This is a genomic window from Rubrivivax rivuli, assembly GCF_004016505.1.
GTDB lineage: Bacteria > Pseudomonadota > Gammaproteobacteria > Burkholderiales > Burkholderiaceae_C > Rubrivivax > Rubrivivax rivuli.
This window is the reverse complement of the sequence record NZ_SACR01000003.1, coordinates 562,961-585,339: the sequence shown is the minus strand read 5'-3', so window position 1 is coordinate 585,339 and position 22,379 is coordinate 562,961. Positions and strand designations below refer to the sequence as shown.

The following is a 22,379-nucleotide window of genomic DNA, read 5'->3' as shown; positions in this document are numbered from 1 at the left end:
GGGGCTTGTCATCACGCTGTCGCCGCCGGGCGTCTAGCGTGCCCGCATGTCGAGTGCCTGTTTCTCCCCTTGGCCGCTGGCGGGCCTGGCCTTGCTGGCCTCTGCCCCCGTGCTGGCGCAGGACGCCGCCCGCGGCGCGCAGCTCTACCTGCAACTGCCCGGTGGCGTGGCCAGTTGCGTGGAATGCCATGGCCCCGACCCGCTGGGCAACCGCAACCGGCTGCTTAACGCCGCGCGGGGACCGGCGGTCATCAACGAGGCCATCAACAAGGCCGCCGCGATGGGCTACCTGCGAACCGTGCTCAGCGACACCGACCGCAGCGATCTGTCGGCCTACCTGGCCCGCGTGAACGTGCTGGAGGGCGCCAGTGCCGTGGTGTGGCCGCGCACGGTCGAGTTTGGCACCATGGCCCAGGGCGCTGCGGGGTTCGGGAGCCGCGTGGCCTACACCAACCTCGGCAGCGGCGCCGTCACGGTGGCCCCGCGGCTGGCGGTGGCCGAAGGCCTGAGCCTGCGCCACGATTGCCCCGCTGCACTGGCGCCCGGCGCCACCTGCACCGCCTTCGTGGCCCTGGCCACCGGCGAGCCGGGCCCGCGGCGCGGCGCCGTCGTGTGGGAAGGCGAGGGCAGCGTGACGCCGCAGTGGGTGGGGCTGTCGGGCCAGGTGGTGGCGGCCCCTCCGGCCGGCCTGGGTGTGCTGGTGGCCGACGTGCCCCAGGGCAGCCTGCAGCTCGAAGCGGCGGCCGACACCACGACCGTGCGCGAGTTCTCGCTCGTGAATGCCGGTACAGCCGCGCTCACGCTGGGCATGCCGGCGCTCACCGGCCCGGGCGCCGCGCTCTTCTCCTTGAGCGGCAGCAGCTGCGCTGCGGCTTTGGTGCTGGCGCCGGCTGCACGCTGCACCGTGCGCTTGAGTGCGCGCGCGCCCGCACAAGGGCAGGCCGTCGCACAACTGCAGTGGCGCAACGACGGCACCCACCCGGTGCCGCTGCGCGTGGCCGTTCAAGCCTTGGCAGGTACGGCACCGCCGGCCCCGTCGCCTGTCACGCCGCCGCCTGCCCCGGCCCCGGCCCCGGCCCCAGCGCCACCCGTGGCCGCGCCCGCGCCGGCCCCATCGCCCATCGCGCCAGTTGCGCCGGCCGGGGGCGGCTGCGCCACCGCGCTGCAACCCGGCCGCGCCGACCCGCTGCTGCCCGCGCTGGTGCTGCTGGCCTTGCTGGGTCTGCTGTCTCGCCGCCGTGCTGTCACGGCCGCCAATCAGGCCTGAGGCGGGCTGTCTTCAAGCTCACATGGAACTGTCACGTCACCTTCATCGTGCAGACCTAGCGTAGCGGGAGTGACATCTTTCACTCTCTGCACGAGGCCTGCATGAACTCCCGCGTTGACATCCCGACCTCCTTCGTTGAACCCGACGACCTCGACAACAACCCCAGCGCCAACGCGCACTTCACCGAAGTGCTCGACCAAGGCCTGCAGCGCCGCGGCCTGCTGCGCGGCGGCATGGCCGGCGCCCTCGGTGCCATCTTCGCGCCCGTCGCGCTGACCGCCTGCGGCGGTGGCGATGACGATGTCCAGCTCTCGCCGGTGGCGCCGGCACCGGCGCCCCAGGCCCTGGGCTTCTCGGCCGTGGCCCGCACCACCGCCGACAAGAGCACCGTGCCCGCGGGCTACACGGCGCGCACCCTCTTCGCCTGCGGCGACCCGATGGCAGCCGGCGTGCCGGCCTACAAGAACGACGGCACCGACACCAACTACGACCAGCGCAGCGGCGACTGCCACGACGGCATCCAGTACTTCGGACTGAACGCTGCCGGCGCACGTGACGACAACAGCAGCAGCCGCGCGCTGCTGGGCATCAACCACGAGTACATCACCCCCGTGGTGCTGCACGCCAACGGCCCCAGCGCCCGCCCGCGCCCGGCCAGCGAGACCGACATCGAGGTGGCCTGCCACGGCGTGAGCATCGTCGAAGTGGCCAAGGGCACGAACGGCGAGTTCGCCTACGTGCAGAACAGCAGCTTCAACCGCCGCATCACCGGCACCTCGGTCTTCGAACTCTCGGGCCCGGCCCGCGGCAACGCGCTCTTCGTCACCAAGTTCTCGCCCACCGGCACGCAGACCCGCGGCACGATGAACAACTGCGGCAACGGCAAGACCCCCTGGGGCACGCTGCTGACCACGGAAGAGAACTGGAGCGGCTACTACTTCCGCGCCGCCGGCGACCAGGCGCTGCGCAGCGCCAAGGTCAACGCCTCCTTCGCCCGCTACGGCCGCAACGTGACGGCCACGGCCGCCGCCGCCAGCCGCTACGGCTGGGAGACCTCGGGCACCGACGACAAGTACGCGCGCTGGAACACCAGCGTCGTGGGCACCAGCACCGACGGCAGCGACGACTACCGCCACGAGTGGTTCTGCCAGGGCTTCATGGTCGAGATCGACCCCTACAGCCCCACCTCCACGCTGAAGAAGCGCACCGGCCTGGGCCGCTTCGCGCACGAGAACGCCGCCTTCGGCAAGCCCGTGGTGGGCAAGCCTCTGGCCGTGTACATGGGCTGCGATTCGCAGAACGAGTACGTCTACAAGTGGGTCAGCACCGCGCTGTGGGACGCCGCCGACGCCAACCGCACCGACCGCATGGCCGTGGGTGACAAGTACCTCGACGCCGGCAAGCTCTACGTGGCCAGGTTCAACACCGACGGCAGCGGCCAGTGGCTGGAACTGAACGTGAGCAACGCGGCCATCGCCGGTGCCAGCTTCGGCTTCAGCAACCAGGCCGAGATCTACATCCACACCCGCATCGCGGCCGACGCCGTGGGTGCCACGAAGATGGACCGCCCGGAGTGGGTGGACGTGCACCCGACCACGGGCGAGATCTACGTGACGATGACGAACAACTCGTCGCGCCGCGTCGTGCCCACCGGCACGCAGACCAAGGTGGATGCGGCCAACCCGCGCGCCTACGTCGACGTGGTCAACGGCACCGGCACGCAGAGCGGCAACGTCAACGGCCACATCGTGCGCTTCAAGGACGCAGCGCCCGAAGCCACCACCTTCACCTGGGACGTGTATCTCTTCGCCAGCGAAGCCAGCGCCGACCCGCGCCTGGTGAACCTGTCGGGCCTGACCGATGACAACGACCTCTCCAGCCCCGATGGCCTGGCCTTCACGAAGAGCAACGGCCTGTGCTGGATCCAGACCGATGACGGCGCCTACACCGACGTCACCAACTGCATGGTGCTGGCCGCGGTGCCGGGCGTCGTGGGCGATGGCGCCGAAATGACGCTGAACTACGGCGGCGGCAACACCGTCACCACGCGCATGGGCAAGAAGCAGACCGCCCAGACCATGAAGCGCTTCTATGTCGGCCCCGCCGACTGCGAGGTCACCGGCCTGTGCGAAACGCCCGATGGCAAGACCCTCTTCATGTGCATCCAGCACCCCGGCGATGGCACGGCGGCCGCCGACCTGGCCGACCCGACGAAGTACACCAGCCAGTGGCCCTCGAACGAGGGCTACGGCGCCGGCAAGCGCCCGCGCTCGGCCACCATCGTGATCACCAAGAACGACGGCGGCATGGTCGGCTTCGGCTGAACACGCGCCTCCTCGCGCCATGAACAAGGGCCCCCGCGGGGGCCCTTTTTTCATGCCTGCAAGCAGGTCAGCCGGCCGGCGGTGGCGGCTCGTCAGCGGGGCGCGCGGGCGCGCCGCCGAAGCTGTCGTTGAAGGTGAACAGCACCGACAGGTAGAACACCGCCGAGAACACCAGCCCGCCGGGCACGCCCAGCACCCCGGCCATCTGCGGCACGCCCAGCACCGCGAACACCAGCGCCGCGATCAGGCCGAAGAGGAAGAGCACGCCCAGCCAGCCCGCGATGTAGGCGATGAAGGCGCCCTTGCAGCGCCACACCGCCACCGTGCTGCTGAACAGCGCCTGCTGCACGCCCTGGCCGCCCCAGTGCACCAGCGCCGGCGCGTGCCAGAAGGGCACCGAGAGCAGGGTGCCCAGCCCCAGGGTCAGCATCACCGCGGTGCTGACGCCGGGCTCGGCCAGCAGCGCGTCGATCTGCGGCTGCGCCGCTTCGCCCTTGGCCATCAGCGCCTGCAGGCGGCCCCAGGCGCTGCCTGACACGGCATCGGCCAGCATCAGGATGCACAGCGCCAGCACGCCGTAGGCCACGCACAGCGTCAGCAGCGCGCGGCGGCGGGCCGGGTCGCCGCGCAGCGGTTCGATGAACTGGCGTGGGTGCACGGGGCCGTCGAGCAGCGCCGATTGCCCGGCCACCATGAAACCCAGCGACAGCAGCGGCAGCGCCATCATCTGCACCACGCCGCCCAGCAGCGGCACCAGCGACACCACCATCGCGGCGAACAGGAACACGGCGAACAGCGCCGTGAAGGCCAGCGGCTTGCGGCCGAACAGGCGGAAGGCGTCGCCGATCCAGCGCGGGCCGCGCGAGGCTTCAACGGGTTTCAGCAGCAGGGGCATGGGGCAGGGGGGCGGCGTGAGGGGGTGTCAGCGCGGCGGGTGCCAGGGGCGCTGGATGCGGTGCTGCAGCACACGCTCGAAGAAGCTCGGGTCCTTGGGGCTCAGCATCGCGGCGGCGCGCGGCAGGTGCCAATCCCACAGGCGGCTGATCCAGAAACGCAGCGCCGCGGCGCGCAGCAGCGCGGGCAGGGCGCGCACTTCGCCGTGCGTCAGTTCGCGCTCGGCCTCGTAGGCCCGCATGAAGGCGGTGGCGCGGGGCTCGTCGAGCTCGCCGCTGTGCAGGTCGCTGCACCAGTCGTTCAGGCAGACGGCGATGTCGAAGAGCCAGGTGTCGGTGCCGGCGAAGTAGAAGTCGAAGAAGCCGCACAGGGCGTCAGGCCCGGCGGTGTCGTCGAACATCACGTTGTCGCGGAAGAGATCGGCGTGGATGGGCCCGGTGGGCAAGGCCAGGCCGGCCGGCGATGCCGCCAGCGCCTGCTGGTAGGCCAGCTCTTCGGTGATGAGCTTGGCCTGCGCGGGCTGCAGGTGCGGCAGCACCACGGGCACGGTCTCGACCCACCAGGCCAGGCCGCGCAGGTGCGGCTGCTGCATCTGGAAGCTGGCCCCGGCCAGGTGCATGCGCGCGAGCATCGCGCCCACCTGGGCGCAGTGCGGTGCCTCGGGCCGCAGGCGGTGGCTGCCGGGCAGGCGCGTCACCACGCTGGCGGGCTTGCCGCCGACGCGGTGCACCAGGCGGCCATCGGGCGCGGGCTGCGGCGCCGGCACCGGGATGCCGCGCTCGGCCAGGTGCTGCATCAGCTTCAGGTAGTAGGGCAACTGGGTGTCGTCCAGCCGCTCGAACAGCGTCAGCACCCACTGGCCCTTGACCGTGGTGGCGTAGTAGTTGGTGTTCTCGATGCCCGACTGGATGCCGCGCAACTCGGTCAGCGGGCCCAGGCCCAGCTGCTGGCACAGGGCATCGGCTTCGGCAAAGCCGACTTCGGTGTAGACGGCCATACGCGGCGGGACAGGAAGAAGGGGTTTGGAAGGAGGGGGCGGGCCAGCGGCCGCGCCGGCTAGAAATCGAGGATGGACCAGCCGCGCTGGCCGGTGGCTCCGCCGCGGGCGTTCAGCGCGTCGCGGCCGGCCGGGCCGACGATCACTTCGTAAGCCTTCAGCCCGGTGGTCTTGCTGTAGACGGTGATGCGCTGCAGGTCGCCGCGCGGGCCGCGCACCTCTTCGATGCGCACGTCGTCGTCTTCGATCACGCGCACGTTGCTGGGCGGCGTGGCGCGGGGGGCGCTGCGCTTGTCGGCCGCGGCGCTGGCGGCGGCGGTGGGGGCCGCCGGCGCTGCGGCTGCAGGCGCAGGGCGGGTCGGCGTGTCGGTCAGGCGCGGCGGCGGGGGGACCTCGGCGGGCTGCGCAAGCAGGCGTGCCGGGGCCAGGGTCGTCAACAGGGCCCAGGCCAGGGCCGCCAGCGTGGTGCGGGGGTGCATGCTATTGATTCTACGGGCCGGGGCTGGCCCCAACCGCCGCGCCACAATGCCGGCATGAGTGACAAGCTGATGCTGCTGGTGGACGGTTCGAGCTACCTCTACCGTGCCTTCCACGCCATGCCCGACCTGCGGTCGCCGGAGGGCTTTCCCACGGGCGCCATCCACGGCTTCGTGGCGATGATGAACTGGCTGCGCGACCGTTTCCCGGCCGAGCATGCGGTGTGCGTCTTCGACGCCAAGGGCCCCACCTTTCGTGACGCCTGGTACCCCGAGTACAAGGCCCAGCGCGCACCCATGCCCGATGCGCTGCGCGAGCAGATCGAGCCCATCCACGAGGTGGTGCGCCTGCTCGGCTGGCCCGTGCTGGAGGTGCCCGGTATCGAGGCCGACGACGCCATCGGCACGCTGGCCCGCGTGGCGGCGCAAAGCGGCCACCAGGTGTTGATCAGCACGGGCGACAAAGACCTGGCGCAGCTGGTCACCGACAAGGTGACGCTGATGAACACCATGGCCAAGCCGCCCGAGCGGCTGGACATCGAAGGCGTGAAGGCCAAGTTCGGCGTGCCGCCGGAACGCATCATCGACTACCTCACGCTCATTGGCGACACGGTGGACAACGTGCCCGGCGTCGAGAAGGTGGGCCCCAAGACGGCCGCGAAGTGGATTGCCGACTACGGCAGCCTGGATGGCGTGGTGGCCGCGGCCGACAGCATCAAGGGCGTGGCTGGCGAGAACCTGCGCAAGGCGCTGGACTGGCTGCCCATGGGCCGCAAGCTCATCACCGTGGTCACCGATTGCGAGCTGGCGCCGCACGTCGAGGGCTGGCCCGGCCTGGACGCGCTGGCCTTGCGGCCGGCCGACGAGGCTGGGCTGTTGGGCTTCTACAAGCGCTACGGCTTCCGCACATGGCTGCGCGAGTTGGAGGCCAAGGCCGGCGCGGGCGCCGCTGACGGTGCGCCCTCGACGGAAGCCACCGAAACGACGGCGGCCGCTCTAGCCATTACCCTCGCACGCGAGTACGAGACCGTCAGCACCTGGCCGCAATTCGAAGCCTGGCTGGCACAGATCCAGGCCGCGCCGCTGGTGGCGCTGGACACGGAGACCGACAGCCTGGACGGCATGCGCGCCCGCATCGTCGGGCTGAGCTTCGCCACCGAGCCCGGCCGCGCCGCCTACATCCCGCTGGCGCACAGCTATGCCGATGCGCCGGAGCAACTGCCGCTGGAAGAGGTGCTTGCGCGCTTGCGGCCCTGGCTGGAAGACGCCACGCGCCCCAAGGTGGGCCAGAACATCAAGTACGACCTGCACGTCTTCGCCAACCACGGCATCACGGTGGCCGGCTACCGGCACGACACCATGCTGCAGAGCTACGTGCTCGAAGCCCACAAGCCCCACGGCCTGGAAAGCCTGGCCGAGCGCCACCTCGGCCGCAAGGGCCTGAGCTACGAGGAGGTGTGCGGCAAGGGCGTGAACCAGATTCCCTTCGCGCAGGTGGACGTGGCGCGCGCCACCACCTACTCGGGCGAAGACAGCGAGATGACGCTGCACGTGCACCAGACGCTGTGGCCCGAAGTGGAGAAAGACGCCGGCCTGCGTTTCGTGTACGAGCAGATCGAGCTGCCCGTGAGCGTGGTGCTGGAGCGCATCGAACGCCACGGCGTGCTGATCGCCCCCACCGTGCTGGCCGCGCAGAGCCACGCCCTGGGCGAACGCCTGCTGGCGCTGGAGCAGGAGGCCTACAACATCGCCGGACAGCCCTTCAACATGGGCAGCCCCAAGCAGATCGGCGAAATCCTCTTCACCAAGCTGGGCCTCCCGGTGAAGAAGAAGACCGCCACCGGCGCACCCAGCACCGACGAAGAGGTGCTGCAGGAGCTGGCAGCCGATTACCCGCTGCCGGCGAAGATCCTCGAACACCGGAGTCTCGCCAAGCTCAAGGGCACCTACACCGACAAGCTGCCGCTGATGGTGAACCCGGCCACCGGCCGTGTGCATACGAACTACGCGCAGGCGGTGGCGGTGACGGGGCGCCTCTCCAGCAACGACCCCAACCTGCAGAACATCCCCATCCGCACGCCCGAGGGCCGGCGTGTGCGCGAGGCCTTCATCGCCCCGCCGGGCCACGTGCTGATGAGCGCCGACTACAGCCAGATCGAGCTGCGCATCATGGCCCACATCTCCGAAGACCCGGCCCTGCTGCGCGCCTTCGCGGAAGGCCTGGACGTGCACCGCGCCACCGCGGCCGAGGTCTTCGGCGTGCCGGTGGCCGAGGTCAGTTCAGAGCAGCGGCGTTATGCCAAGGTCATCAACTTCGGTCTCATCTACGGCATGGGCGCCTTCGGCCTGGCCAGCAACCTGGGCATCGAGCAGAAGGCGGCCAAGGACTACATCGACCGCTACTTCGCGCGCTTCGCCGGCGTGAAGCGCTACATGGACGAAACGCGCATCTCGGCCAAGACGAAGGGCTATGTGGAGACGGTGTTCGGCCGCCGCCTGTGGCTGCCCGAGATCAACAGCGGCAACGGCCCGCGCAAGGCCGGCGCCGAGCGCCAGGCCATCAACGCGCCCATGCAGGGCACGGCGGCCGACCTCATCAAGCTGGCGATGATCGCCGTGCAGCAGGCGCTGGATGCCGAGGGCCGGGCCACGCGCATGGTGATGCAGGTGCACGACGAACTGGTGCTGGAAGTGCCCGAGGCCGAACTGGCCTGGGCCCGGGAGGCGATCCCCCGCCTGATGGCCGGCGTGGCGCAGCTGAAGGTGCCTCTGCTGGCCGAGGTGGGCGTAGGCCCCAACTGGGACCAGGCCCACTGAACGAGCCCCCAGGCTCACTGCGTTCGCCACCCCCCGAGGGGGCTCTGGCTGCGGCCCGGCGAAGCCGGTTCCGCGCCAGGCCTTGATCGGGGTTCGGGCTTGATCAGCCCTTGGTCTGCACCGTGCGCGGCGCGTCGTCGGCCTGGCGCTGCACCACGCGGTAGCTCTCGCCTTCCACACGCACCTCGGCGCCGGGCGTGGGCGCGGTGGCGCTGGTGAAGCTGCGCAGGCTGCCGTCGTCCATGCGCACGCGCACCTGGTAGACGGTGCTGGCCTTGCTGCGCTTCTCGATCTCGTGTCCGGCCACGCCGCCGCCGATGGCGCCGATGACGGTCATCGCCTTCTTGCCGTTGCCACCGCCCATCTGGTTGCCGACCACGGCCCCCACCACGCCACCGGCCACGGCCCCCAGGCCGCTGCCTTCGCCTTCACGCTGCACGGCGCGCACGCCTTCCACGGTGCCGCAATTGCGGCAGATGCTGGCCGGGCGTGTGGCCAGTGGCGAGGCCTCGGCCGCTGTCGTGGGCGTGGCGGTGCCCGGCTTGAGGGGCGGCTTGCTGCGGGCCTCGGCCACCTGCGCCTTGCCAGCCGGCTGCGGGGCTGTTGATGACACCGAGGGCGCAACGGCCACGGTCTCGGCGGTGGTGGCGGCCTGCGGCCCGGCCTTCTGCAGGCCCAGCACCAGGCCAGCCGCCACACCGCCGCCGGCCAGGGCCACGCCGCCCAGCAGCAGCAGCACGGGGCTGAAGCGGCGCGGCTGGCGCGTGGGGATGAGGATGTTGGCAGGCAGGTTCATGGGGCGGCTCCTCGGTCCTGTGCCAGCGCGGGCATGCACTGGCTTTGTCGATGGAGCGCCACTGTGCGGCGGCGGTTCCGGCCGGGATGTGACGGTGTGCTTCGCCTTGTGGCGAGGTGTTCAGCCCGCCGGGCGCGCGTAGCGCCACCAGGGCAGCGCGCGCGTGAGCGAGAGCACCTGCCCGGCCTGCTGCGGCGCGTAGCCGGGCAGCGTGGCCAGCGCCTGCGCCCAGGCCGGGCTGGCCAATGCGGCGCGCAGCGACAGCATGGCCGGCGTGTCCAGACGGGCCTTCAGGCACACGAGGTAGTAGTCCTCGTCCACCAGCGGCACGAAGTGCAGGCCGCTCGTCCGCGCCGCCGCTTCCACGCCCAGGCCGATGTCGGCTGCGCCCGCCGCCACGGCCGCGGCCACGGCCACGTGGGTGTCTTCGATGCGATGGGCATAACCGTCGATCTGCGCGGGGCCCAGGCCCTGCGCGACGAGCAGTTCGTCGAGCAGCAGGCGCGTGCCCGAGCCCGGTTGCCGGTTCACGAGACGCCAGCGCCCGCCGGCCAGTGCGCGCAGCAACGCCGCACCGTCCCAGCCCTCGCGCTGCGCTTGCAGGCCCAGCGGCGCGCGCAGCATCAGCCCCTGGCGGCGGCTGTGGCTGCCGATCAGCTTGTGCTCGCCCGGCCGCAGCAAGGGCCGCAGCGCCTTGGCAAAACCGGAGCCCGCGGCCACGCCGCGCGGCACGTGGAAGCCGGCCACCGTGCAGCGCCCGTCCATCAGGCAGCGCAGGGCTTCCTGGCTGCCGGCAAAACGCAGGCCGATGTGCACGCCGTGGGCCTGTTCGGCCAGCTGCTGCAATTGCGGCAGCGCCAGATCGTGGCTGGCGAACACCTCCAGCAGCTGCAGCGTGGGGTCGTCGGCCAGCGCGAACACGCGGCTCAACTCGGCGCGCAGCGCTTCCACGTGCGGCGTCATGCGCGCACGGGCCTGGCGTTCGGCCCAGAGCAGGCGTTCGGCGAAGGGCGTCAGCCGCGCGGGCTGGCCCTTGGCCCAGACCACCAGTTCGTTGCCCAGCACGCCTTCCCAGCGCTTGAGCGAGCCCCACACGTGGCGGTAGCTCTGTTGCAGCTGTTGCGCCGCGTGGCTGATGGAGCCGGCCGCCTGCACGGCCGAAAGCAGGTCGAAGAGCGGGTTCTCGATCTCGGCGCCGCCCTGGCCGCGCGCCTCGAAGCTGTACTGCAGGTGGATGCCGCGCGGGTGCATGGCCACGCCCCTCAGGTGGGCGTGTAGGCCAGGCGCACGTAGATGGGCGCGAAGGCCTCGGCCTGCGTCACTTCCAGCAGGCGTTCCTTCGAGAGCTCCAGCATCGCGATGAAGGTCACCACCAGCACCGGCACGCCGCGCGTGGTGTCGAAGAGCTCTTCGAACTCGACGAAACGCCGGCCCTGCAGCCGCCGCAGCACGATGCTCATGTGCTCGCGCACGCTGAGCTGCTCGCGGCTGATGGTGTGGTGCTGGTTGAGCTTGGCGCGCTGCAGGATCTCGCGCCAGGCCTGGCGCAGATCGTCGGCGTTCACCTCGGGCCAGCGCGGCGCCAGGCTCTGCTCGATGTGCACCTGGGCGCGCAGGAAATCTCGGCCCAGCTGGGGCAGGGCGTCGAGTTGCGCAGCGCCGAGCTTGATCTGTTCGTACTCCACCAGGCGCCGCACCAGTTCGGCGCGGGGGTCTTCGGGTTCCGCGCCATCGGCCGTCTTCTTCGGCGGCAGGAGCATGCGGCTCTTGATCTCGATGAGCATGGCCGCCATCAGGAGGTACTCGCTGGCGAGTTCCAGGTTGTGGCGGCGGATCTGGTCGACGTAATCGAGGTACTGGCGCGTCACGCTGGCCAGCGGGATGTCGAGGATGTTGAAGTTCTGCTTGCGGATCAGGTACAGCAGCAGGTCCAGCGGGCCTTCGAAGGCCTCCAGAAAGACCTCCAGCGCATCCGGTGGGATGTACAGGTCCTGCGGCATGCGGAACAGCGGCTCGCCGTACAGGCGGGCCACGGCCACCTGGTCGACGACCTGGGGGCTGGGCGCGGCATCTGCGCCCGCCGGCGCGGGAGGGAGTTCGTGCGCGGCCTCGGGGCCGGCCTCGGCCGGCCGCGGCAGCACGCTCACGCCTTGGTCTGGTAGACGTAGGGCTGCTGGGGCACCTTGGCGTCTTGCCACTCGGCCTGTTCCTGCCGGTTCAGGTCGCGGTCCCAGAGCAGGGCGCGGCCGGCGCGCTGCTCGGCCTCGAGGCTGGGCTTCTTGGCCTTGAGCTCTTCGATGAAGTTCGTCACTTCGGACTTGTAAGGCTTCCAGAACAGGGGCATGGCGGGCTCGCGGGGCAGGCAGTCGGGGAACGGGGCCTCCTCAGAGGCTGAGCGCCGCATTTTAGGCCGGTGCTGCCTAGGGTAAGCCCGGGCGGTGCTTGCCCGCAGTCAGGCCTGTTTCGTCAGAAATCAGTAAGCGCATCCGCCAAGAGTCGCCTGTCACCTGGAAATCGGGATTTCTGTGCTGCTTTTCCTTTCCGCCGCGAAGCTGGTTTGCGAGATCGCCCTGATGGCGCTTCTGGGTCAGGGGCTGCTCGCCGTGCTGGCCGGTGACAAGCGCGACACCAACTTCTTCTACCAGCTGCTGAAGATCCTGACGCGTCCCTTCGTGGCGGCGGCCCGCTTCATCGCGCCGCGCCAGGTGGGCGACCACCAGGTCGGCTTCGTCGCCTTCTTCCTGCTGGCGGTGATCTGGGTGATCGTGACCTTCGAGAAGATCAGTTTCTGCGTCAACAACAAGATGGTGGGCTGTCAGTGAAGCAGATCGATTTCTACCTCTCCAAGTGGCGGGCGATGGCCATGCTGGTGCTCGGCCGCGAGGCCCAGGCGCTGCAGGTCTTCAACGAGATGGCCGCCCGCTGGCCCGATGACACCTATGTGCTTTCCAGCCGTGCCCACCTGCTGATGCAGCGTGGCGAAAAAGAGGCGGCCCTGGTCGACTCGCACCGCCTGCTGGGCCTGAGCCCCGACAACGCGCACACCTGGTTCAACCACGGCTACATGCTGGAAGACATCGGTCGCTTCGACGAAGCCGAGGCCGCCTTCCGCCGCGCCACCCAACTCAGCCCCAAGCTCGACCGCGCCTGGTACGGCCTGGGCCTGGTGCTCATCCGCCAGCAGCGTTATGACGAAGCCGTGGCGGCGCTGAAGAAGAACACCGAACTGCAACCCATGTCGCCCTACGGCTGGTACCAGCTGGCGCGGGTGCATGTCGATCGCCAACAGCCTGAAGAGGCCAAGAAGATCATCCGCCACCTCAAGGGTTTCGAGCCCAAGGTGGCGGCGCAGCTTGAACGCGAGACGGGCTTGCTCGTCGGCCAGGTTTCCTGAAGAAGCCCATTCCGGGCGCACGTGCAACCGCAGAAAACAACCGAGAGGTGACAACGATGAAGGTGAGTGAGAACCACCAGGCTTACTGGCGGAAAAACCTCAGGATCACATCGATCCTGTTGGCCATCTGGTTCGTGGTGACTTATGTCGTGGCGTACTTCGCCCGCGACCTGAGCTTCACCATGGCCGGCTGGCCCTTCAGCTTCTGGATGGGGGCACAAGGGGCCTTGGTGATCTACGTCGCCATCATTGCCTACTACGCCCACTACATGAACAAGCTCGACATCGAGCACGGCGTCGCCGAGGAGGAATGACATGGCAGGCTTGAGCTTTGAACCCGATGCCGGGGTCTCCAACAAGGAGGCCAACGAGGCCTTCAAGAAGGGCCTCAACAAGATCTATGGCTGGTACACCGGGGGCTTCATCGCCTTCGTGATCGTGCTGGCCATCGCCGAGCAGATGGGCTTGTCCCGCGGTGCCATCGGCATCGTCTTCCTGCTGGCCACGGTGGGCCTGTATGCCGGTATCGGCATCATGAGCCGCACCAACGACGCGGCCGAGTACTACGTGGCCGGCCGCCGCGTGCCCGCCATCTACAACGGCATGGCCACGGGCGCTGACTGGATGTCGGCCGCTTCCTTCATCGGCATGGCCGGTACGCTGTACCTCACCGGCTACGGCGGCCTGGCCTTCATCATGGGCTGGACCGGCGGCTACTGCCTGGTGGCGCTGTTCCTGGCGCCTTACCTGCGCAAGTTCGGCCAGTTCACGATCCCCGACTTCCTGGGCGCACGCTATGAAGGCAACGCGGCCCGCTTCGTCGGCATCCTGATCGCCATCCTGGTGTCCTTCGTCTACGTCGTGGCACAGATCTACGGCGTGGGCCTGATCACCGCGCGCCTGTCGGGCCTGGCCTTCGAGGTCGGCATCTTCGTGGGCCTGGCTGGCATCCTGGTGTGCTCGTTCATGGGCGGCATGCGCGCCGTGACGTGGACGCAGGTGGCCCAGTACATCATCCTGATCGTGGCCTACCTGATCCCGGTGGTGTGGCTGAGCGTGAAGCAGACCGGCGTGCCCATCCCGCAAGCCATCTACGGCGCGCAGCTGGAGAAGGTCACCGCCAAGGAAGAGAAGCTGATCGCCGACCCGAAGGAGAAGGAAGTCATCGCCTTCTTCAAGGCCCAGTCGGACACGCTGGCTGCCAAGCTGAAGGACGTGCCGGGTGCCCTGGCCGCCGACACCGCCGCAGCGCAAGCCAAGGTGGCCGAGCTGAAGGCTGCCAATGCCGCGCCTGACGCCATCGCCGCTGCCGAGAAGGCCCTGGCCGCCCTGCCGAAGGACGCCGAAGCCGCCAAGAAGGCCTGGACCGCCGCAAAGACGGCTGCCGACGGCCGCGCCCGCGACCTGGCCGGCATGCCGCGCCACGCGCAGGCCTACGCCGGCAACCCGAACGGTGACGAGAAGGCGCAGAAGGCCTTCAACGACAGCCGTCGCAACTTCCTGGCCCTGGTGTTCTGCCTGATGGTGGGTACGGCCGCGCTGCCGCACATCCTGATGCGCTACTACACCACCCCGTCGGTGAAGGAAGCCCGTCAGTCGGTGACCTGGTCGCTGTTCTTCATCTTCCTGCTGTACTTCACGGCCCCGGCCCTGGCCGTGCTGGTGAAGTACGAGGTCTTCAACGTGATGGTGGGCACGCCCTTCGACCAACTGCCCGCCTGGGTGGGGTCTTGGGCCAAGGTCGACCCGACGCTGCTGGCCGTGTCGGACGTGAACAAGGACGGCATCTTCCAGCTGGGTGAGATGCGCATCGGTGGCGACATCATCGTGCTGGCCACGCCTGAGATCGCCGGCCTGCCGTATGTCATCTCGGGCCTGGTGGCTGCCGGCGGCCTGGCCGCTGCGCTGTCCACCGCCGACGGCCTGCTGCTGACCATCGCCAACGCGCTGAGCCACGACCTGTACTACAAGATGATCGACCCGAACGCGCCCACCGCGCGCCGCGTGATGATCTCCAAGGCGCTGCTGCTGGTGGTGGCCCTGGCCGCGGCCTACGTGGCATCGCTGAAGATCGCCGACATCCTGTTCCTGGTGTCTGCGGCCTTCTCGCTGGCTGCGGCGGGCTTCTTCCCGGCGCTGGTGCTCGGCATCTTCTGGAAGCGCGCCAGCAAGTGGGGCGCGGTGCTGGGCATGATCGCTGGCGTGTCCATCACGTTCTACTACATGGCCACCACCCAGGTGTGGATGCGCGGCCTGTTCGGCGTGACGGGCCCGGTGGCAGACTACACCTGGTTCGGCATCCTGCCGATCTCGGCCGGTGTCTTCGGCGTGCCGCTGGGCTTCGCCGTGATCATCCTGGTGAGCCTGATCACCCCGGCGCCGAAGCAAGAGATCCAGGAACTGGTGGAGCATGTGCGCTACCCGAACCTGAACACCACGCGCGCCTGATCCCGCGCCCCAAGCTGCAGGCTTCGGCCTGAAACCGGCCGCGCCCCCCCAGGGCGCGGCCTTTTTCATGGGCGCGGCGTTCGCGCTAGCATGGCCCCTACACATCGAGGGGCATGCGCATGGCCATCCCTGCATCCATCCAGCGCCGAGGTTTCCGCAAGTGGTACGAGCGGGAACTGCTGATCGGACATTCACACCTGGTGCTGCTGCTGCTGTGCGTGGTGACACTGTTCGGCGCGATGGAGGCCTTCTCCGCGCCGGGCGGTGCCAAGGCGCTGATGGCGGTCTGCGTGCTGGTGGCCTGCGCCATCGGCCTGTGGGCGCTGCGGCGCTACCTCTTCCTGCTGACGCGGGCCGAGTTCATCGCCAACCAGGCGGTGTGCGGCCAGTGCCAGGCCTATGGCCGCTGGGCCGTGGAGTCGAGCCGCGAGCCTACGGGCGCGCGCGCCGAGACCGCCGACGGCAGCTACATGGTGGTTTGCTGCAAACGCTGCGGCGGGCGCTGGCAGATCGACTGGTAGCGCGGCTGGCGCCGGCTCAGGGCGCTTGCGAGGGGCCGAGCGCCGCGGCGACGCTGGGCACGATGTGGTCGGCACCGATCGCGGCCTCGAAGCCGGCGCGCCGGATCAGGCTGAGGGGCTGCTCGTTCACATTGGCCAGCACCAGCGCCGTGCCCTGGCGTTGCAGCGTGCGGTGCATCTGCTCCATGGCGTCGAGGCCGGTGCTGTCCATCAGCACCAGGCGCTGCATGTCCAGCACCACCACGCGCGTGCCGGGGGGCAGTTGCTCGGGCAGGGCCTCGATCTTGGCCACGGCACCGAAGAAGAGCGAGCCGTAGAGCTCGAAGGCCTGCACGCCTTCGGGCAGCGTGCTGCCACCGGCCGGCAGGTGCGGCTTCACGCTGAACAGCGTGCCCATGCGCCAGATGAAGAACACGCAGCTCAGCACCAGGCCCACCTGCACGGCCACGGTGAGGTCGAACACGATGGTCAGCACGAAGGTGCCCACCATCAGCAGCCGGTAGCCGCCCGAGAACTGGCGCAGGCGCAGGAACTGATGGCCTTCGAACATGTTCCACGCCACGAAGAGCAGGATGCCGGCCAGCGCCGCCAGCGGCACCAGGCTGGCCAGCGGCGCAGCCACCAGCAGGATGAGCAGCAGCGTCAGCGCATGCACGATGCCGGCGATGGGGCTGGTGGCCCCGGCACGCACGTTGGTGACGGTGCGCGCGATGGTGCCCGTGGCCGGGATGCCGCCGAAGAAGGGCACCACCACGTTGGCCACGCCCTGGGCCATCAGCTCCTGGTTGGGGTCGTGGCGCTTGAAGGGGTTCTTGGCGTCGGCCATGCTGTCGGCCACGCGGGCGCAGAGCAGGCTCTCGATGGCGCCCAGCAGCGCGATGGTGATGGTGGGAATGACCAACTGCTGCGCACTGGCCCAGCTGATGGGCGGCAGCTCGAACTGCGGCAGACCGCGAGGCAACTCGCCGAAACGCGAGCCGATGGTCTCCAACGGCAGCTTCAGCCACCACACCAGCGCCGTGAGCGTGACCAGCGCGACGATGGGCGCCGGCATGCGCCCGGCGATGCGCAGCGGCCGGTAGCCCAGGGCGCTGGCCGGCAGCAGCTGGCCGGGCTTGAAGAGCCGCGGCCACAGCGCCAGCCCCGCCACGCAGGCCAGCCCGATGGCCAGCGCATGGGGGTTCAGGCTGCCGATGTGTGCGTGCAGCGTGCCGAGCTGCGCGAAGAACTCGCCGGGCATCTTCTCGATGTCCAGGCCCAGCAGGTCGCGCAGCTGCGACAGCGCGATCAGCACCGCAATGCCGTTGGTGAAGCCGATGACGATGCTCACCGGGATGTAGCGGATCAGCGCGCCCAGCTTGAACCACCCCAGCACGAACATCAGCACGCCGGCCAGCGCGGTGCTGATGAGCAGGTTGGTGAAGCCGTAGCGCTCGATGATCCCGTAGACGATGACGATGAAGGCGCCGGCCGGCCCGCCGATCTGCACCTGGCTGCCGCCCAGGGCGCTGATGAGGAAGCCGGCGACGATGGCCGTGATCAGGCCTTGCTCAGGCTTCACACCGCTGGCGATGCCGAAAGCCAGGGCCAGGGGCAGCGCGACGATGCCCACCGTGAGGCCCGCGCCGGCGTCGATGGCGAAGCGCTGGCGGTTGTAGCCCTTCAGCGCGTCGAGCAGGCGCGGTCGGAAGGGGTGGAGCTGGGCGGGCAACACCGGGTGATTGTCAACCCGTGAAGCTGCTGCCCCGCTGACGCCGCGCCGGTCTGTGCCCGTCAGCCGATCAGCGCACCCGCATGCCCGGCTGTGCGCCAGGGAAGGGCTCCAGCACGAAGACGCCCGGCTGAGCCTTTTCGTCGGCATGGCTGGCGGCCAGCACCATGCCTTCGCTCACGCCGAACTTCATCTTGCGCGGCGCGAGGTTGGCCACCATCACCGTGAGCTTGCCCGTCAGCTGCTCGGGCGTGTAGTTCGCGGCGATGCCGCTGAAGACGTTGCGCGTCTTTCCTTCGCCCACGTCCAGCGTCAGGCGCAGCAGCTTGGTGCTGCCTTCCACCGCCTCGGCCTTGACGATCTTCGCGATGCGCAGGTCGACCTTGGTGAAGTCGCCGATGGCGATCTCGTCGGCGATGGCTTCGCCGCCGGGCAGGGGCGCGGCGGCCACGGCCGGCGCGGGCGGCTCCAGCAGCGCCTCCAGCTGCTTCGGTTCGACGCGCTGCATCAGGTGCTGGTACTCGCCGATGGTGTGCGCGCCCAGCGAGCGCTGGGCGTCGGCCCACAGCAGCGGTTCGATGCGCAGGAAGGCTTCCACCTTCGCGGCCAGGGCCGGCAGCACGGGCTTGAGGTAGAGCGTGAGGATGCGGAAGGCCTCGATGCAGACGCTGCACACGTCGTGCAGCGCGGCGTCCATGCCTTCCTTCTTCGCCAGTTCCCAGGGCTTGTGCTGGTCGACGTACTCGTTCACGCGGTCGGCCAGCAGCATCACCTCGCGCAGCGCCTTGCCGTACTCGCGCTCGTCGAAGTGGGTGTAGACGGTGGCGCTGTGGGCGCGCAGGCCGTCCAGCAGCACGCGGCCTTCCACGCCCAGGTCGGCGCTGAGCTTGCCCGCGAAGCGCTTGTGCAGGAAACCCGCGGCGCGGCTGGCGATGTTGATGTACTTGCCGACCAGGTCGCTGTTGACGCGGGCGATGAAATCCTCGGGGTTGAAGTCGAGGTCTTCCACGCGGGCGTTGAGCTTGGCAGCGATGTAGTAGCGCAGCCACTCCGGGTTCAGGCCCAGCTCCAGGTACTTCAGCGGGCTGATGCCTGTGCCGCGGCTCTTGCTCATCTTCGCGCCGCTCACCGTGAGGTGGCCGTGCACGTAGACGTGGTCGGGCACCTTGCGGCCGCTGAACTTCAGCATCGCCGGCCAGAACAGCGTGTGGAAGGTGACGATGTCCTTGCCGATGAAGTGCACCTGCTCCACCGCGGGGTCGGCGAGGTAGCTGTCCATGTCCAGGCCCAGCTTGCCGAAGAGGTTCTTCAGCGAGGCCAGGTAGCCCACGGGCGCATCCAGCCAGACGTAGAAGTACTTGCCCGGGGCGTCGGGGATCTCGATGCCGAAGTAGGGCGCGTCGCGGCTGATGTCCCAGTCGCCCAGGCCCACTTTCCCGGCTTCGTCACGCGCGAACCACTCGCGCACCTTGTTGGCCACCTCGGGCTGCAGGCGGCCGCTCTGCGTCCAGCCTTCGAGAAACTCCACGCAGCGCGGGTCGCTCAACTTGAAGAAGAAGTGCTCGCTGGTGCGCAGTTCGGGCGTGGCGCCGGTCAGCGCCGAGCGCGGGTTCTTCAGCTCGGTGGGCTGGTAGACGGCGCCGCAGACTTCGCAGTTGTCGCCGTACTGGTCTTGCGCGCCGCACTTTGGGCACTCGCCCTTGATGAAGCGGTCGGGCAGGAACATGCCCTTGGCGGGGTCGAAGAACTGCTCGACGGCGCGCACCTCGATCAGCCCGTTGGCGCGCAGCGCGCGGTAGATGTCCTGCGCGAGTTCGTGGTTCTCGGGCGCGTCGGTGCTGTGCCAGTTGTCGAAGCGGATGTGGAAGCCGTCCAGGTACTGCGGCCGGCCGGCGGCGATCTGCGCCACGAACTGCTGTGGCGTGAGGCCGGCCTTCTCGGCGGCGATCATGATGGGCGCGCCGTGCGCGTCGTCGGCGCAGACGAAGTGCACCTCGTGGCCGGCCATGCGCTGCAGGCGCACCCAGGTGTCGGCCTGGATGTATTCCATCATGTGGCCGATGTGGAAGCCGGCGTTCGCGTAGGGCAGGGCGGTGGTGACGAAGAGCTTGCGGGTCATCCCTCGATTCTAGGAGGGGGCATCATCGCGGGCATGACCGCACCCACTGCCTGCGCCGCGGCCCTGATGGGCGTCGCGCTGTTCTTCGCCCCGGCCGCCCAGGGCCGCGACCTGGCCACCTGCCGCGCCGTGACCGACACCGCCGCAAGGCTGGCCTGCTACGACGCACTGCCGCTGCCAGGGAGCGCCCTGGCAACGCCGGCGCCTGCATCGAAGGTGATGGGGGATGCCCGCGCACCGGCACGGGTGGCGCCCGCCGCATCCGTTGCCGCGCCGAACTTCGGGCAAGAGCGCCGTGACGAGCCTCAGGCCCTGCAAAGCAGCATCCCCGGCTTCTTCGAAGGCTGGGGCCCGCGCACGCGCATCCGCCTGGCCAACGGGCAGGTGTGGCAGGTGGTCGACGACAGCCAGGGCGTCTACGCGCTCACCGACGCCAAGGTCACGGTGCGCCGAGCCCTGCTGGGAGGCTTTGTGCTGGAGATCGAGGGCGCGAACAAGGCGCCGCGCGTGCGACGCGTGGAGTAGCCGGTCCCGGCGTCGCAACACCCTTGCGCCGGGCGGGCCCGCCCGGGCCGCTAGACTCCCCGGCCTCCCATCCCAAACAGGCTGCTCGCAGCCCCCTGCCATGACCGCCACCGTCCAGGAAAGCGCGCTGCTCGACGCGCTCAAGACCGTCGTCGACGCCCACACGGGCAAGGATTTCGTCAGCAGCAAGGCGCTGAAGAACCTGCGGATCGAAGAGGGCGACATCGCCTTCCAGGTGGAACTGGGCTACCCGGCCAAAAGCCAGCACCCGGCCCTGCGCAAGGCGCTCATCGCCGCGGCGCGCACCGTGCCGGGCGTGCAGAACGTCAGCGTGGAGATCGTCACCCGCATCGTCAGCCACGCCGTGCAGCGCGGCGTGGCGCTGCTGCCCAAGGTGAAGAACATCATCGCCGTGGCCTCGGGCAAGGGCGGCGTGGGCAAGAGCACCACCACCGTGAACCTGGCGCTGGCCCTGGCCGCCGAGGGGGCCAGCGTCGGCATCCTGGACGCCGACATCTACGGCCCCAGCCAGCCCATGATGATGGGCATCAGCGGCCGCCCCGAGAGCGAAGACGGCAAGCGCATCGAGCCGCTGGAGAACTACGGCGTGCAGGTCATGAGCATCGGCTTCCTGATCGAGCCCGACCAGGCCATGATCTGGCGCGGCCCCATGGCGACGCAGGCGCTCGACCAGCTGCTGAACCAGACCAACTGGCGCGACATCGACTACCTGCTGGTCGACATGCCGCCCGGTACCGGCGACATCGCGCTCACGCTGAGCCAGCGTGTGCCCCTGACAGGCGCGGTGATCGTCACCACCCCGCAGGACATCGCGCTGCTCGACGCGAAGAAGGGCCTGAAGATGTTCGAAAAGGTGGGCGTGCCCATCCTGGGCATCGTCGAGAACATGGCCGTGTACTGCTGCCCGAACTGCGGCCACACCGAGCACATCTTCGGCGCCGATGGCGGCAAGAAGATGGCCGCCGAGTACAACGTGGGCTACCTGGGCGCACTGCCGCTGAACCTGAGCATCCGCGAACAGGCCGACGCCGGCCGCCCCACCGTGGTGGCCGACCCCGAGGGCGAGATCGCCGCCATCTACAAGGCCGTGGCCCGCCAGGTCGCCGTGAAGGTGGCCGCCAAGGCCAAGGACTTTTCGTCCAGGTTCCCGACCATCTCGGTGAGCAAGGGCACCTGAGCGGGCCGCAGCCTGCACGCCCTGCCGCCAGCCGCCCCCCGGGGCGGCTTTTTCATGGCCAGGTGGCAGCTCAATAGCCAAAAACGATGGGGCTTATTCCATCAATCAATCCGCTGCATGCCCGCCTGGGGCCAGAATCTTGTCTGTTCAGTGTTTTCCCTCCTCTCTACAACCCCAACGGAGCACTTCGCATGTCCCTGATCAACACCCAAGTCCAGCCCTTCAAGACCCAGGCCTTCCACAACGGCAAGTTCATCGAAGTCACCGAGCAGAGCCTGAAGGGCCAGTGGTCGGTGCTGATCTTCATGCCGGCCGCCTTCACCTTCAACTGCCCGACCGAGATCGAAGACGCGGCCGAGCACTACGCCGAGTTCCAGAAGCTCAAGACCGAGGTCTACATCGTCACCACCGACACGCACTTCTCGCACAAGGTGTGGCACGAAACCAGCCCGGCCGTCGGCAAGGCCAAGTTCCCGCTGGTGGGCGACCCCACCCACACGCTGACCAACGCCTTCGGCGTGCATATTCCGGAAGAAGGCCTGGCGCTGCGCGGCACCTTCGTGATCAACCCTGATGGCGTGATCAAGACGGCCGAAATCCACAGCAACGAGATCGCCCGTGACGTGAAGGAAACCGTGCGCAAGCTCAAGGCCGCCCAGTACACCGCCGCCAACCCCGGCCAGGTGTGCCCGGCCAAGTGGAACGAAGGCGCCAAGACCCTCACCCCCTCGCTCGACCTCGTCGGCAAGATCTGACGAGCCCCCAGGCTCGCTAGCGCTCGCCACCCCCCGAGGAGGCTCTTGCAGCGGCCCGGCGAAGCCGGTTCCGCGCAAGGCCCTTGATTGGGTGGTGAGCCTTGTTCCTGCCCATGCTCCGCCGGCCCTGCCGGGCC

20 protein-coding genes are annotated in these 22,379 nt (G+C 69.2%); 11 read left to right on the top strand and 9 right to left on the bottom strand.

Going from position 1 to position 22,379, the window contains the following annotated elements; all coding sequences use genetic code 11:
- Positions 1–46 precede the first annotated feature (46 nt).
- Together EOE66_RS11145 and EOE66_RS11140 are read left to right on the top strand one after the other, a co-directional pair.
- A complete protein-coding gene (locus tag EOE66_RS11145) occupies positions 47–1,267 on the top strand; it encodes a choice-of-anchor D domain-containing protein (RefSeq protein ID WP_128228746.1) in 1,221 nt (406 codons plus the stop codon).
- A 101-nt stretch (positions 1,268–1,368) separates the two neighbouring features.
- On the top strand, positions 1,369–3,591 hold the full coding sequence (locus tag EOE66_RS11140) for a PhoX family protein (RefSeq protein ID WP_128228745.1): 2,223 nt from the start codon (positions 1,369–1,371) through the stop codon (positions 3,589–3,591).
- 67 nt (positions 3,592–3,658) lie between these two features.
- Here the strand turns inward: EOE66_RS11140 and EOE66_RS21795 are convergent, their stop codons facing one another.
- The 3 genes from EOE66_RS21795 to EOE66_RS11125 are packed head-to-tail and all read right to left on the bottom strand — an operon-like array spanning position 3,659 to position 5,961.
- Positions 3,659–4,486: a BPSS1780 family membrane protein gene (locus tag EOE66_RS21795; RefSeq protein ID WP_164885074.1), complete on the bottom strand. Its 828-nt coding sequence runs from the start codon at positions 4,484–4,486 to the stop codon at positions 3,659–3,661.
- A 27-nt stretch (positions 4,487–4,513) separates the two neighbouring features.
- Positions 4,514–5,482, bottom strand: a complete 969-nt coding sequence (locus EOE66_RS11130) for a homoserine kinase (protein ID WP_128228744.1) — start codon at positions 5,480–5,482, stop codon at positions 4,514–4,516.
- Between the two features lie 59 nt (positions 5,483–5,541).
- Positions 5,542–5,961, bottom strand: coding sequence for a hypothetical protein (locus EOE66_RS11125; RefSeq protein WP_128228743.1), 420 nt, complete (start codon positions 5,959–5,961; stop codon positions 5,542–5,544).
- Positions 5,962–6,015: 54 nt separating this feature from the next.
- Here EOE66_RS11125 and polA point away from each other — a divergent pair, with 54 nt between their 5' ends.
- Positions 6,016–8,775: a DNA polymerase I gene (gene polA / locus EOE66_RS11120; RefSeq protein ID WP_128228742.1), complete on the top strand. Its 2,760-nt coding sequence runs from the start codon at positions 6,016–6,018 to the stop codon at positions 8,773–8,775.
- A 103-nt stretch (positions 8,776–8,878) separates the two neighbouring features.
- Here polA and EOE66_RS11115 read toward each other — a convergent pair whose 3' ends face one another.
- The 4 genes from EOE66_RS11115 to EOE66_RS11100 form a co-directional block, all read right to left on the bottom strand.
- Positions 8,879–9,571, bottom strand: coding sequence for a glycine zipper 2TM domain-containing protein (locus EOE66_RS11115; RefSeq protein WP_205702675.1), 693 nt, complete (start codon positions 9,569–9,571; stop codon positions 8,879–8,881).
- Between the two features lie 120 nt (positions 9,572–9,691).
- Entirely contained in the window at positions 9,692–10,822 is a 1,131-nt protein-coding gene (locus EOE66_RS11110) for a substrate-binding domain-containing protein (RefSeq protein ID WP_128229003.1), read from the bottom strand.
- An 11-nt stretch (positions 10,823–10,833) separates the two neighbouring features.
- On the bottom strand, positions 10,834–11,718 hold the full coding sequence (locus EOE66_RS11105) for a segregation and condensation protein A (RefSeq protein WP_245478999.1): 885 nt from the start codon (positions 11,716–11,718) through the stop codon (positions 10,834–10,836).
- A complete protein-coding gene (locus EOE66_RS11100; RefSeq protein ID WP_128228741.1) occupies positions 11,715–11,915 on the bottom strand; it encodes a DUF3460 family protein in 201 nt (66 codons plus the stop codon). Before EOE66_RS11100 ends, EOE66_RS11105 begins: the two co-directional genes overlap by 4 nt.
- Before the next feature lie 229 nt (positions 11,916–12,144).
- On the opposite strand from EOE66_RS11100, the gene EOE66_RS11095 reads away from it, so the two are divergent.
- The 5 genes from EOE66_RS11095 to EOE66_RS11075 all read left to right on the top strand — a co-directional run bounded on the left by EOE66_RS11095 (position 12,145) and on the right by EOE66_RS11075 (position 15,934).
- Positions 12,145–12,393: a hypothetical protein gene (locus tag EOE66_RS11095; RefSeq protein ID WP_245478998.1), complete on the top strand. Its 249-nt coding sequence runs from the start codon at positions 12,145–12,147 to the stop codon at positions 12,391–12,393.
- Positions 12,390–12,965, top strand: coding sequence for a tetratricopeptide repeat protein (locus EOE66_RS11090; protein WP_245478997.1), 576 nt, complete (start codon positions 12,390–12,392; stop codon positions 12,963–12,965). The genes EOE66_RS11095 and EOE66_RS11090 overlap by 4 nt, the downstream gene beginning before the upstream one ends.
- Before the next feature lie 56 nt (positions 12,966–13,021).
- Positions 13,022–13,279, top strand: a complete 258-nt coding sequence (locus EOE66_RS11085; protein WP_128228739.1) for a DUF4212 domain-containing protein — start codon at positions 13,022–13,024, stop codon at positions 13,277–13,279.
- Between the two features lies 1 nt (position 13,280).
- Positions 13,281–15,413: a sodium:solute symporter family protein gene (locus EOE66_RS11080; protein ID WP_128228738.1), complete on the top strand. Its 2,133-nt coding sequence runs from the start codon at positions 13,281–13,283 to the stop codon at positions 15,411–15,413.
- 119 nt (positions 15,414–15,532) lie between these two features.
- On the top strand, positions 15,533–15,934 hold the full coding sequence (locus EOE66_RS11075) for a hypothetical protein (RefSeq protein ID WP_128228737.1): 402 nt from the start codon (positions 15,533–15,535) through the stop codon (positions 15,932–15,934).
- Positions 15,935–15,950: 16 nt separating this feature from the next.
- Here EOE66_RS11075 and EOE66_RS11070 read toward each other — a convergent pair whose 3' ends face one another.
- Positions 15,951–17,648, bottom strand: coding sequence for a SulP family inorganic anion transporter (locus tag EOE66_RS11070; RefSeq protein ID WP_128228736.1), 1,698 nt, complete (start codon positions 17,646–17,648; stop codon positions 15,951–15,953).
- A 67-nt stretch (positions 17,649–17,715) separates the two neighbouring features.
- Positions 17,716–19,764 carry a methionine--tRNA ligase gene (gene metG / locus EOE66_RS11065; RefSeq protein WP_128228735.1) on the bottom strand — a complete coding sequence of 683 codons (2,049 nt, stop codon included), beginning with the start codon at positions 19,762–19,764 and terminating at the stop codon, positions 17,716–17,718.
- Between the two features lie 33 nt (positions 19,765–19,797).
- On the opposite strand from metG, the gene EOE66_RS11060 reads away from it, so the two are divergent.
- The 3 genes from EOE66_RS11060 to ahpC all read left to right on the top strand — a co-directional run bounded on the left by EOE66_RS11060 (position 19,798) and on the right by ahpC (position 22,242).
- On the top strand, positions 19,798–20,289 hold the full coding sequence (locus EOE66_RS11060) for a hypothetical protein (RefSeq protein ID WP_128228734.1): 492 nt from the start codon (positions 19,798–19,800) through the stop codon (positions 20,287–20,289).
- A gap of 100 nt (positions 20,290–20,389) precedes the next feature.
- A complete protein-coding gene (apbC, locus tag EOE66_RS11055; protein ID WP_128228733.1) occupies positions 20,390–21,487 on the top strand; it encodes an iron-sulfur cluster carrier protein ApbC in 1,098 nt (365 codons plus the stop codon).
- A 191-nt stretch (positions 21,488–21,678) separates the two neighbouring features.
- The gene (ahpC, locus tag EOE66_RS11050; protein ID WP_128228732.1) at positions 21,679–22,242 is read left to right on the top strand and encodes an alkyl hydroperoxide reductase subunit C; all 564 of its coding nucleotides are present in this window, start codon (positions 21,679–21,681) and stop codon (positions 22,240–22,242) included.
- Positions 22,243–22,379: the final 137 nt, after the last annotated feature.